Origin of the sequence: Ruegeria sp. HKCCA0370, assembly GCF_013033705.1 — a bacterium.
Taxonomy (GTDB): domain Bacteria; phylum Pseudomonadota; class Alphaproteobacteria; order Rhodobacterales; family Rhodobacteraceae; genus Ruegeria.
Window position 1 is genome coordinate 243,537 of sequence record NZ_WQEP01000004.1, and the last position, 12,628, is coordinate 256,164.

Below are 12,628 nucleotides of genomic sequence, written 5' to 3' on the forward strand. Positions count from 1 at the left end.
CCGTCATTGCGACTGCCGTTTGGCTTGTATCTTGAGCGTTGTTTGCCAGCACATCGTTTCTTCAGTGGCGCTTTGTCCTGTTCTTCTTCGATGAACTCCGGGACGGAACTGAGGCGCTTGTTCTCGGTGATTGCGGCATGGGTGACGCGCTGATCCTTGTCGAAGACACAGTAGCGGGGCGAGACGCCCTTCCAGCGATTTCCCAGTCCTGAAGCGCATGCGCGACGCGGAGCACCGGCCCATCCTCAGGCTCGTCTGTGCGGAACTTGCAACTCCAATTCATGAGCACCGGATCGGGGCCAAGCGGTATTGCCAAGATACGCTTGGACGCCACATGTGGCGAGACGGCCCATTGCGCCAGAATGCTTGTACCTTGGTTTGCAGCAACCAATTCGACGATGGCTTCGGGCAACTCGACGGCTGCAGTCCAGTTGGGATAGCGACGTTCTGCACGAAACAGCCTTGCAAATTCTTGATCAGGCTCGGGGATCTTGGTGAATGTGATAAACCTTTGCCCTTCGATATCACGTGCAGATACCGATGCAGCCCCGGCCAGCGGGTGTTCTGGCGCGCACACGAATACAAGAGGATCCTGAAAGAGATGCAACGACCGCGTCGCTGCATGGCTCGACTCTCCGGCGACGATGGCCAAGTCAATCTGACGGTCCAGAAGCGACGTGACCATGTCACGACGGTAACCAGCCATTATCTGAATATCGATCGCTGGGTGTTTAGCGCGAAACATTTGCAGAAACGCGGGGAACCAGTGATAGGCGCTGTAGTTTTCCACCGCGATGCGCACGACGTGATCAATGCCCGCATTCATCCGACGCACTTCATCTTCGATCACATACATCTCGCTCAGAAACTTGTCGCTGAATCGGGCAAGATACTCGGCGGCTGCCGTCATGCGCAAACGCTTGTGCATGCGTTCAAACAGGGGCACACCCAGCCTGCGTTCTGCTTCGCGGATTCTGTGGGACAGCGCTGACGGTGTCAGGCCCAACTCATCGGCCGCGTCAACGACGCGACCGGTTTTCCCAATGGCGCGGATCATCTGCAGGTGGCGGATGTCTAGTCGGGGATTTTCCATACTGATCTCTGCATGAAAGTTGTTCATGAAAACCTACGATTAACGCGAGTGTTGCTCAATAATTTTTCGCCAAGAATACGCCCGGCACAGATGATCAAGATCCATATGGACAAGCTCGCAGATGTCGTTTCACCCCGCGCTTGGGACCGTCAGTTCCATGTGCATGGACAGACGAACGCCCGCCTGCACCAGCGAGATGGCCCCACCGCGATGGTGACGCGCGGCCAAGGGGTCCGGATTGAAACGGATGATGGGCAAAGTATCATAGACGGCTTTTTCGGGTTGGGATGCGTGTCATTGGGTAATCATGACGACTGGCTGGCGCGGGCGGCCATGGATCAGATGCAGGAATTGCCTTTCGCGCCGACATTTTACGGGAGGTCTTATCCAAGAGCCGCGGATTTAGCGCGCACACTAACGTCGAAAGCAGCGGTGCTCTGTCCGGCCAGCCTCACATTCATGCGGGCTTTGGTCTGCCGATGCATGATTTTTCAAGCTGTCGACGTCGAACTACTATTTAAATGCCGAGGCCAGTGAAACCGAGGAGGAATTCTCTGCCCGCATGGCGGCCGAGTTCGAAGCCACCGTGCTGGAGGCGGGACCAGACACAATCGCCGCGTTTCTTTGCTGAGCCGATGCAATCCGGCGGCGGCGCGATCCGCCCGCCAAAGGGAAATTGGCATGCGATGCAGACCGTGATTCGGAAGTATGACATTCATTTCCATGTGGACGACACCGTTTGCGGCTTTGGCCGCACCGGGCATTACTGGGGCGTAGAGGCCTTCGATCTAACCCCTGATAGCACCACCTGCGCCAAGGCGCTGACCGCTGCGTTTTTCCCGATATCGGCGATCATGTTCCGGCAGGATTTCTTTGACGATCTGATGCTGAGCTCAGACGCATCCAGCGTGTTGGGCCACGAGTTCACCTATGTTGGTCACCTTGTCGGTGCCGCCGTCGCGTCGGAGGCGCTGAAAATCTATGGCGACATAGATCTGATCGGTCATGTGCGCGGGATCGGTCTGTTTTGCGGTATTCAACTGGTGCAGGGCAAAGGGACGCGTGCGCTGTGGGATCCGGCGCTGAAGGTGGGGACGATGGTGCAGGATCGCGCCCACACGCGGGGCTGTACTTGCGGTCCGTCCCTCCCGATCCGATTAGTTTTATGCCGCCGTTGATTATCAACGAAGATAAGATCGACGAGGCAACTGCGATCCTGAAAGCCGCCTTGGACAGTGTCTGGGCCGAGGTGAAAGGGCGCGCCTGGGGCTCATCCAGAACGCGGCCATCACGGTAGGAAATCAGCGATTTCATCGCATCGGCCCAATTGAGTTTCAGACAAAAGAAAAAGGTGCCTATTCATACAGACGCCTTTAGTCGTTCAGGCCTTCATTTTCAGATTGTCCGGGTCATAGACATGGGGATTATGCCGCCGAGCGTTGCGGGGCTGGCCAAGCACACGCACCGTGCAATCGGCCCCCATACCCAGTGATCCGCGCTTGATATAAGCCAGAACACAATGTGTTCCGGTGCGATAGCCTTGGCTGGCTGAGGTCACGTACCCGATCCATTCGCCATCCTTCAGGATCGGATCAGAGGCAAGCGGTTCGGGGCTGTCGTCACTGATTTCCAGCCCGATCCATTCCCAGTTGGCCTCCTCGCCAGACTGCCGCTCGACCGCATCGCGTCCGATGAACTCCCCCTTATTCATATTGGCAAACCGGTCCAGACCCGCATCGTAAAGCGTATATTCCGTTCCGAAATCCGAACCCCATCCGTGATAACCTTTTTCGATCCGCATCGCGTTCAGCGCGTAGGAGCCGAACTGGCAGCCACCAACCTCGTTCACGCGCGTCATGATCGTGTCGTAGACCGCCACAAGGTGCTCGGAGGCCAGATGCAACTCCCAACCCAGCTCACCGACGTATGATACGCGCATCGCGGTGACAGGAAAGCCGGCCAGCGTGATCTCGGCCACTGATAGCCACGGGGCAGCAGCGGCAGAGAGGTCTGCATCGGTCAGCGGGGCAAGCACCTCTCGCGATTTGGGGCCCATGACCATCAAAGCGGCATCGTGTTTGTAGCCGCGGCTTAGTGTGACGCCCTCTGCTGGTAGGTGGGCGTTCAGCCAGTCGAAGTCTCGCAGATCGGCCAGGGTCGGGCCACATAGAAGGAACCTGTCACCCGCCAGTCGCGCAACGGTGGCTTCTGACCAGATGTGCCCCTTGGGGGTCAGCATATAGCTGAGCCGGACGCGTCCCGGTTTCGGAACACCGCCGCACAGGACGCTGGATAGGAACGCCTCAGCGCCGGGGCCGCGCAGATCGTATTTGGTGAAACCGCCGTGATCCATGACGCCGACGCTTCTTGCCACGGTTTTGCATTCTTGCGTGACAGCTTCCTGCCAGGGTTCGTGGTGGAAGGACAGGTCGGCATCGCCATTGTCCTTGATCGCATCGGTTTCGAACCAGAAGGCGCGCTCCCACCCGGCGATCTGGCCCATGACGGCGCCCTGATCCTTCAGGCGTTCAAAAAGCGGGGTACAAAGCACCGGGCGGCCACGCTGCATGTTCCGATGCGGAAATGGAATGGCATATTGCAGATCATAGTGTTGTGAGGCACGGGAATGGGCATAGTCCTGCGTGGTCCAATCGCCAAAGCGGCGCGGATCCCACGCACTGAGGTCCCATTCTGTTTCGCCTTCGGTGATCCATTCGGCCATCGCTTTGCCGATAGCGGCCGAATGGGTGATGCCAACCTGCACGCCAGTCGCTTGATAGAAATTCGGCGCACCCGCCGCCGGGCCGACCAGCGGCAGGGCATCGGGGGCATAGGCGATGGGGCCGTTGACAAACCGCTGCGCGCCCGCTTCGCCAAGCAGTGGCACATGGACCATCGTCGCCTCCAGCACATCCAGAATATCCTCAACACTGTCAGGGAAAAGCTGGTGCGCAAAGTCATCCGGCGGGCCGTCCTCCTCCCACGCGGGGCGACCATCATGGGCGTAGGAACCAACAAGGAAAGCGTTGCGTTCGCGGCGCAGATAGAAGCGGATATCGGGGTCACGCACGAGTGGGAAAATATCGGCATGATCCTCCAACGCTTTGAGCGGTTCGGTCACAAGATACTGGTGCTCGAGCGTGACCACCGGGGCAGGCAATCCTGCCATCTCGGAGATTTTGCGGCCGTAGAAGCCACCTGCGTTGATGACGATCTCTGCCTTCACTGTGCCTTTCGCACAAGTGACCAGCCATTCCCCTGATGCCGTGCGGTCAATGGCTTTCACGGGCGCAAACCGTTCCACCTGCGCGCCCAGATCCCGCGCGCCCTTGGCCAGCGCTTGCGTTAGCTGGCTGGGGTCAATGTCACCTTCGTAAGGGTCCAGAATACCGCCCAGAATGGATTCGTCTGGATGCCAGAACGGGTGCATCTTGTCCATCTCGGACGGGCTCAGCATCTGCAGATCGAAGCCTGCGCTTTCCGAAATTCCGCAAAGATGGCGGAACAGGTCCATTCGTTCCGGCGTATGGGCAGGCCAGAAGGCCGAGGTATGACGATAGGTGATCGCGCTGTCCACCTTTTCGGCCAGATGTTTATAGGTTGACCAGCCGTAGTTTCCTGCCCGCATTCCCAGCCATGAAGTCGCGTAGGTCGGGATGTTGCCCGCTGCGTGCCAGGTCGAGCCGGAGGTCAGTTCGTTGCGCTCAAGTAGAAGCGTATCAGTTACGCCGGCCAAAGCGAGATGATACAGGATTGAGGTGCCAACGGCCCCCCCGCCAATCACAACAACGCGGGCAGTGTCTTTCATGGGGCTATTTTCCTTCGGGCAATCGGATATCGAAAGCGGCGCGTATCGCGGCCTCCCGGTCCTTGGGCAAATGGGTTGGTGGCTCGCGCAACATCTCGGCGCTGCGATCAACAGCGACATCCCAGATCGTGCGCGACCCGGCATCTTTCCAATCCGAAATGCTCTGCCGGTTGCCGAGGCTCGGATAAGTGTATTCGGATTTCATGAGTTCCAGTGTCTGCGCCTCGCCCAGGTAGTGGCCGTCGCCGGTCGCCACGGCTTCGATTCGGCTGAGGTCGATCGCGGTTTCGGTCAACTCGACCCCGCGAACCGACCGTAGGATCGCGCCACACATGTCATCGTCGATCACCAATGCCTCGCGCGAGGCGGCCATGATGGACCCGAGCATGCCAACAGACAGGTTGATCATGTCTGCCCCGGCTTGCGCTGCAAGAGCCACCGTGTACCCTTTTTCATACCCCGCCTGCGCATCGGGGGTTTTGGCATCGGTCATTCCCGCAGAAGCGGTTGACGGCAAGCCTAGATGCAACAGCAGTTGCGTGGCGGCAGCGGCGGCGACAGCAGCTTCGCCTGATCCACCTGTCATTGCACCGGTGCGCAAATCGGAAATGAATGGCATGAACGCAAAGATGCAGGGATACCCCGGCTCGAGGGCGTCGACGACCATCAACCCAGCCAGCGTTTCCGCAAGACCCTGCGCCAGCGCGCCCGCCAAAGTGACAGGGCTGGTTGCCCCCGCCTGTGCCGCGGTGCAGATCTGCAGCGGCATTCTGTGGGCCATGGCCCGTTGCATAATCTCTAACCCTTCGGGCGCAAAGCGCAGCGGCGAGACCGCATGCACGATCACGCCGAAACAGAAGGGTTGCGCCCGAAAGGCGCCCTCGTGGCCCAGGGACATATCAAACATGGCGATAGCCGGATCCAGATGCGCGGCGCTGTCAAAGCTGATCCCGATGGGTTTGGGGCAGGCCCTGAGACAGGCAAACCCGGTGTTGAGGTCCAGCAGCAAGGGCTGGTCCATGTCCCGTGCAACCACCGGGCGCAAACCGTAGTGGATGTTCGGCAATCGTCCCACCAACTGCATAAGATCGTAGAGATCGTACAGCTGGGCACCGCGAAACTCGCCGGTGGCGCTGTCCAGAACCTCTGTCGCCGCTCCGCCTGTTCCGATATGCACACGGCCGCCGCCAACGGTAAGGCCCATATCCTCCACAAACCCTGGTAGATTGACGCGCCTCGCCGCCCGCGCAATGGCGGTTTCCACCATCGATTGCGAAAAGCAGACCCGCCCATCCGAACGTCTGGTTGCCCCGGCATTGACGAATTGCGCTGCGATGGCATCGGGGCATTCTGCGATCCCGGTCCGCGCAAGGATATCAAACGCGGCCTGCACGATCCGATCAACCGCAGCAGCATCCAGTGGCGCAAACCGCCCACCCTGTGGAGGCGGAGTGATGCGGGGCGCGCGACGGTCGGTTTTTGAGCGGATTCTGCGGGCCATCGGGCGGTCCTTAGAAGAACAATCTACGCAAGGATTGCGCAAACTCACGCAATGGCAATTCGAAAATTCGCGCACTCAGACCAGAATCTTTCATGCAAACGTCGGCTTTTCCTGCGCAATACTACGGACCAGCATTTGACGTCCTACGACTTCGGCGGGGTGAACATGGCGAGGATTGCGTTTATTGGCTTGGGCACGATGGGCCGTCCGATGGCGCAAGTTCTGCGGGACGCAGGCCATGACGTAACGGGCATGGATATCAGCCCCGAAATGCGTGAAGCGTTTGTCGGTGCGATCGCGCCGTCGTCGGATAGCATCGCAGCGGCAGAGGTCATTATCACCATGCTGCCAGAAGCCGATCACGTCGCGCGCGTTCATGAGACACTGATCCGAGCGGCTGCCAAACCTGGCGCGCTGGTGATCGATTGTTCGACCATTGATGTGAACACGGCGCATGCGCTCGCCCTTGAGGCGATGTCTCATGGGTTGGCAATGCTAGACGCGCCCGTTTCCGGCGGCCCTGCTGGGGCCGAGGCCGGGACACTTAGCTTCATGGTCGGCGGAGACGCGGCGAACGTCGAACGGGCGCAACCAATCCTACTGGCAATGGGCTCCAAAATTACCCATTTCGGTGGACCCGGAACGGGGCAGGCCGCGAAGGCCAGTCACAACATGATCTGCGGTATTACCGCGATGGCGGTGATGGAAGGATTTGTGCTTGCCGACGCCTTGGACCTCGATCTCGACAAATTCTATGCGTTGTGCGCGGGGGCCGCGGCGCAAAGCTGGACGCTTGAAAACCGGTGCCCGATTCCCGGTGTGGTTCCCGACGCCCCATCGTCCAACAACTTTGACCCCGGCTTTGAAGTGCGCCTGATGGCAAAGGATTTGCAACTTGCTCAGGCGGCGGCAGAGTCGAGCGGACAGCCCACGCCTTTCGGGGCCGAGGCGGCCAAAGCCTTTACAAAATTTGCCAAAACGCGCGGCGACCGCGACTTTTCGGCCTTTTACACCACGCTTCGGGCGTTGCCCGAGCACCAGAAGGAATAACATATGGCTATTCTGGATTACACCTTGCCCACAGACGGGTTGGCCGGGTCCTTCATAGACGGGCAATGGCATTGGCCCGCAAGCGGAGAGATGCTGGCAGTTGAAAACCCCTCGCGGCGCGAAACGATCTGCGAGATTGGCCGGGGGACCAAAGTAGAAATAAGCCTTGCCGTTGCCGCCGCTGAGCGGGCGCGCCAGGACTGGGCCGCGCGACCTGCCGCAGAACGCGGCGCAATGCTGACCGAGCTGGGCAACCGCCTGACCAAACATGCCGAAGAGGTCGCCCGCGTTCTGGCCGCCGAAAGTGGCAATGCGGTCCGCACACAATCACGGGGCGAAGCGATGGGCGCGGCTGGAGTGCTCAAGTATTATGGCGGTGTTGCGGGTGAGCAAAAGGGCGAAACGCTGCCCTTTGGCCCCGGGCTGATGTCGTATTCCACGCGCGAGCCATTGGGCGTTGTCGGCTCGATCATCCCATGGAACTCGCCCTTGCAATTAGGCGCGGTGAAGATTTCCATGGCGCTGGCCACGGGCAATTGCATCGTCCTGAAGCCTGCCGAAGATGCGCCACTCGCCGTTCTGAGGCTGGTTGAGCTGGCTGCCGACATCTTTCCACCAGGTGTCTTCAACGTGGTCACCGGGCTTGGGGAAGAGGCCGGCGCGGCGCTGGTCAATCATCCCGGTATCGCGAAAGTGTCGTTCACCGGATCGTCCGAAGTGGGCAAACTGGTGGCTCATTCCGTGGCGGATCGGGTGGCCAATGTAACGCTTGAACTGGGGGGCAAAAGCCCCTGCATCATCTTTCCCGACGCTTGCGCACCAGAGCGTATCGACGCCACGGCGCAAGGTGTGGTCAACGCCATGCGATTTGCACGTCAGGGGCAAAGCTGCACAGCCGGATCTCGCCTGTTTGTGCATAAATCTGTCTGGGATGACCTGATGCCTTTGGTCGCAGAAAAAGCCGCTGCGATGAAAATCGGCGATGCGCTGGATGAAGACAGCGACATCGGGGCCGTGGTGAATGAAGAACGCTACTCTGAGATTTGTGCCTATGTCGCTGAGGCCGAAGAGCAAGGCGCCACATTCCTGACGGGCGAAACGCCAAAGGCTACAGACAATGGGTTTCATCCGATCCCCACAATCCTGACGGGGCTAGACAATTCTTGGCGGATTGCCCGCGAAGAAGTGTTTGGCCCTGTCCTGGTCGCAATCCCGTGGGAGGATGAGGCCGATATGATCGCGCAGGCCAACGACACGCATTACGGGCTGGCGGCGTTCATTTTCAGCCACGATATGAGCACCGTCATCCGCATGACCCGCGCGCTGGAGGCCGGCTGGGTGCAGGTCAATCAGGGTGGCGGGCAAATCCCCGGGATGTCTTACGGCGGGATCAAGCAATCCGGAATGGGCAGCGAATATTCTATCGAAGGCGCGCTTGAGGCCTATACCTATCGTAAGTGCGTGACCGTGGCGCTGTAGGCATGGAAACAGACCGGTTCGGGAACACGATTGACGCTTCGGTCAGCTATGCGCGGGGGCGATATTTGTCCTCCAGCGCAGCCGAAATCCGCCGGCTGCGCCATGCGCAAGCGGTTGCGGCAGAGGTCTTGGAAACGCGCGGGGCTGACGGAATTGGGATTTTTACAGGTAACCCGCGTTACTTTCCGCTGAAACCGGATGATCTGTCGACCTATTGCGAAGAATGGGTGGGACCGGGCCTGTTTTCAGCGGAACTGACCCAGGCTGCCATCGCGCATTTCGGGGGCGGGGATACGGTCGCTGTCACCAACCGCACAAGTGCAGGTATTGTGGCGGCCATATTGGCGCTATGCGATGGGCGACCCGTGGTCTCCGTGGTGCCCGATAAGGACCGCAGCCACGCATCGGTTGTGCGCGGATGTCGGCTGGCGGGCGTCGAGCTTGTGGAAATCGAAGGATCGGCGGACCTAGGGCCAGCGATAGCCACGCACGCGCCCGCATTGGTGGTGATCACGACTGTCACAAGCACGTTGGCGCGATTGCCGGACGCCGAGACGAGCCGCGCCATAGCTGAGGGGCGGGCCGCGGGCGCCACCGTGTTCCTGGACGAAGCTTATGGCGCGCGTCTGCGCCCGGTGCTGCATGGTGGAGCGCTGAGCCTTTCCATGGGAGCGGACATAGCCATCACGAATGCGGATAAGGCGGGCCTGTGCGGCCCGCGTGCGGGCATCCTTTGTGGGGCGTCCGCGCCGGTACTGGCCACGCTTGCCAAGGCGTCGGAACTGGGCCAGGAGGCACGCGCACCCATAGCGGCCGGCGCGATGCGCAGCCTGCAGGCCTTTGACCCGGAAGATTTGCGGATCGAGGCAAGCGACGGCGCGTCCATTGCAGAAGCGATGGCCGGGGCCTGGGGTGCAGAGGTTGTGCTGCGGTCTGATTTGGGGCCGATGCTGGATGAAGAGGACGTGTTAGCGCGGGTGCTGTCACTGGCAGGACGGGACAAGACTGACATTGTCCCGGCAGAGGCGACAGCGGCCATCGGTATGCTATTGCTGAAAGAGCACGGCGTTTTGACCGTGAACACCCATGGCGCGCCGGGCGGAAGGGTTTCGCTGCGCCTGAAACCGACCGCCGGAGCTGTGACCGCTGTGGGTGGGGTTGCCGCTTTGGTGTCGGCGCTGGACTCGGCCACAGAAGAAGTGTCGCACAGGCTTGACGATGACGCGTGGTTCACGGCGGTTTTGTTCGGAGACGAGTCATGAGCGAATTTGCAAAGTATGATGACAGGCTGGACCGGCTGGTGAACCTCGACCTCGGCAACCGGGGGATCGAGCCGCTCTATGACGCCTCGCGCGCCTTGGCGGGCCAAGCGTTGTGCGGCGCCGCGGCGGATTTGCTGCTTGCCATGCCCGAAAGCGGGACGGCAATCGTCACCACGGGATCCGTGTCGCGGGCGTGGCTGTCTCCGGCTTTGGGCGAAAACGATGGCCCATCCGGGGCGGCGGCCCTCATTCGCGCGCTTTGGCTCGCCCGAAAAGCAACCTGCGTATTGGTGATTGAGGAAACGCTGATCCCGCCCATGGCTGCTACCCTGCAGGCCTGTGGCGTCGCGATCGTGGATCTTGAGACGACGCGCAAGGCCAGTGCGGATGGCTCAATGGCCTGCGCAACCTTGCTGCCGTATCCGGTGACAGATGCCGAGGGCGCCGTTGCGGCGGCCAAGATGCTGAATCAGCTCAAGCCCGATATCATGGTCTCGACCGAACGCGTGGGGCGCAACGAAAACGGCATTTATTACAACATGCGTGGGCGCGACTACGGCTTAGGCCGGGCGCGCATCGACATGCTGTTCGATGCTGCCATGGCGCGAGGTATCCCGACGCTGGCTGTGGGTGATGGCGGCAACGAGATCGGCATGGGGCTGGTCGCCGATATCGTGAAAATCGCCGTTCCCTTTGCTGCCCCCGGCGATTGCGCATGCGGCGGCGGGATCGGCGCGACCTCTGGCGCCGATATCCTGATGACCGCTGCGGTTTCGAATTGGGGCTGCACAGCGATTTGCGCGGCCATGGCCATGCGCACAGGCGACGCCCGCCTGATCCACACCCCAGCGATGGAAGCCCGCCTGTTGAAGGTCATGACCGCCAACGGGCTGATCAATTCTGCCGATGGGATCATCGACCCCCATGTGGACGGCATCAAGGACACCACCCATATCGCGCTGGTGGAAATGGCCGAGGCCATTACCCGCAAAGCGCCGTCATAGCAGAAAGACCCAACCGTGATCACCGAAACACTCCTTCGCAATATCCGCGACCCCATCGCTCATGCGAAAAATTGCCCTGTGACGGGGGCTCTGTTGCAAAGTTTTGGCGGTTGGTGCGCCTGCGTTTAACGTGCGGATGGCTTTCGGTCCCAATTGTAAACGTAAGGTTGAAATTTCCTGATAGCATTGTTGAGCAAGGCCATCGGTTCAACAAATGTCTGGCAAAGCCAATGCTATGGTCTAAGTCTGTCGGTACAAAAATATATGTCCTTGCGGGAATGGAACTGGTCAACATGACCAGCAATTTCAATTCACGCCAGGTCGCTCTTTCCGGTTCAGCAGGTTGCTCAGCTGGTGGGCTAAAAGGATCGCCATTCCCATCGAGGCGGGTCTCAATGAATTTTGCGAGAGACCCGTATCCCAGATAGAATGTGCGTCACATTGAGAGGGGCTGAATGCGCTATCTGTTGTTGCAAATATTGGCGATTGTCGCTTTTGCAGGCGCGCTTTGTGCAGAGAAGAGCGATTATATCGAACTTGCACAGAGAGGATGGGGGTATGAGCTGCGGTCCACGATGCTGGGGCGTGATATGGCGATCCCTGTTCACATCAATGGCCGCGATCAGGCCGGTGCAGCCTTGTGCCTGGTCGGCGAAAAACCGCATCCGCAAACGCTTGTCGTTCTTAATTCCTTTCGGGCGTTGCTGAAACACAGCTTCGGCCACCCGACACCCATGCGCTACGCTGGCCAATCTGCGCGCGATTGTGGAACCGGTCGAACCGTGGTTTTGCGATTGTATTCCGGGTACCCTCCCAATCGGGACCTTTCGTCAGATATCGACTGGCTCAGCGAACTCCACCAGCTTGGTTTGCCTGCGGGTCGAAACTATGTGGTGACATCACCGGCGATGGCACAGACCTTTTTTGGTCATCGGGGGCAGGGGACCCATATTGTGGTGAAACAACCGGCGCATGATCGGCCCAGCAAGCTTGAAAGGGATTTTCACAAATCGATCCTGCTGGAAGAGCTGTTTCAGTCCTTCACCTTTGGCATGGACATCCTGTTATATGACAAATCGTCAGGGTTCTTGTCGAAATTGCAGGAAACGCCGGTAAACTTGCAGCGCCTGCCTTGGAGTTCGCACGACTTCATGCGCGCATTGCTGGCTTCGAACCCAAGCGGTCTTTGTGCGTTTGACGTCTTTATGATGCATGCTGTCGCGCAATCCCCGGTGGATCAAACCATAGACCCCGGCTTTATCGAATACATTGACGCCCAATATGATCGGCTATGGGCGCAGGCGGACGAAACCCTCGCCAATCCCAGATTTGCAGCCCTTTTTGATGAAGGCTGCACCAATTCGGTTCGTGTGCCCAGGTAATACCATCTGACGTGTTTTGTCGGGTGGGTGACTCCGGGTAGCCTGAGCG

10 protein-coding genes are annotated in these 12,628 nt (G+C 59.6%); 7 read left to right on the forward strand and 3 right to left on the reverse strand.

What is annotated here, in order from left to right; translation table 11 throughout:
- Positions 1-61: 61 nt before the first annotated feature.
- Complete coding sequence (locus tag GOW31_RS11355) at positions 62-1,120, reverse strand: LysR family transcriptional regulator (RefSeq protein ID WP_171363253.1); 1,059 nt, start codon at positions 1,118-1,120, stop codon at positions 62-64.
- Here GOW31_RS11355 and GOW31_RS11360 point away from each other — a divergent pair.
- Both GOW31_RS11360 and GOW31_RS11365 read left to right on the forward strand, forming a co-directional pair.
- The gene (locus GOW31_RS11360; RefSeq protein ID WP_217356667.1) at positions 1,106-1,630 is read left to right on the forward strand and encodes a hypothetical protein; all 525 of its coding nucleotides are present in this window, start codon (positions 1,106-1,108) and stop codon (positions 1,628-1,630) included. The two genes, GOW31_RS11355 and GOW31_RS11360, sit on opposite strands and share 15 nt — an antisense overlap.
- A 98-nt stretch (positions 1,631-1,728) precedes the next feature.
- Positions 1,729-2,271, forward strand: a complete 543-nt coding sequence (locus tag GOW31_RS11365; protein ID WP_171170123.1) for an aminotransferase class III-fold pyridoxal phosphate-dependent enzyme — start codon at positions 1,729-1,731, stop codon at positions 2,269-2,271.
- 203 nt (positions 2,272-2,474) lie between these two features.
- On the opposite strand, the gene GOW31_RS11370 is transcribed toward GOW31_RS11365, so the two are convergent.
- Together GOW31_RS11370 and GOW31_RS11375 are read right to left on the reverse strand one after the other, a co-directional pair.
- Positions 2,475-4,901 carry an FAD-dependent oxidoreductase gene (locus GOW31_RS11370; RefSeq protein ID WP_171170124.1) on the reverse strand — a complete coding sequence of 809 codons (2,427 nt, stop codon included), beginning with the start codon at positions 4,899-4,901 and terminating at the stop codon, positions 2,475-2,477.
- 4 nt (positions 4,902-4,905) lie between these two features.
- Positions 4,906-6,402 (reverse strand): trimethylamine methyltransferase family protein, encoded by a 1,497-nt coding sequence (locus GOW31_RS11375; protein WP_171170125.1) that lies wholly within the window; start codon positions 6,400-6,402, stop codon positions 4,906-4,908.
- Between the two features lie 135 nt (positions 6,403-6,537).
- On the opposite strand from GOW31_RS11375, the gene GOW31_RS11380 reads away from it, so the two are divergent.
- The 5 genes from GOW31_RS11380 to GOW31_RS11400 all read left to right on the forward strand — a co-directional run bounded on the left by GOW31_RS11380 (position 6,538) and on the right by GOW31_RS11400 (position 12,579).
- Positions 6,538-7,452, forward strand: a complete 915-nt coding sequence (locus GOW31_RS11380) for an NAD(P)-dependent oxidoreductase (protein ID WP_217356668.1) — start codon at positions 6,538-6,540, stop codon at positions 7,450-7,452.
- Positions 7,453-7,455: 3 nt separating this feature from the next.
- The gene (locus GOW31_RS11385; RefSeq protein ID WP_171170126.1) at positions 7,456-8,931 is read left to right on the forward strand and encodes an aldehyde dehydrogenase family protein; all 1,476 of its coding nucleotides are present in this window, start codon (positions 7,456-7,458) and stop codon (positions 8,929-8,931) included.
- Between the two features lie 2 nt (positions 8,932-8,933).
- A complete protein-coding gene (locus tag GOW31_RS11390) occupies positions 8,934-10,193 on the forward strand; it encodes an aminotransferase class I/II-fold pyridoxal phosphate-dependent enzyme (RefSeq protein ID WP_171170127.1) in 1,260 nt (419 codons plus the stop codon).
- Positions 10,190-11,197: a glutamate cyclase domain-containing protein gene (locus GOW31_RS11395; RefSeq protein WP_171170128.1), complete on the forward strand. Its 1,008-nt coding sequence runs from the start codon at positions 10,190-10,192 to the stop codon at positions 11,195-11,197. The genes GOW31_RS11390 and GOW31_RS11395 overlap by 4 nt, the downstream gene beginning before the upstream one ends.
- Positions 11,198-11,652: 455 nt before the next feature.
- Entirely contained in the window at positions 11,653-12,579 is a 927-nt protein-coding gene (locus tag GOW31_RS11400; protein WP_171170129.1) for a hypothetical protein, read from the forward strand.
- Positions 12,580-12,628: the final 49 nt, after the last annotated feature.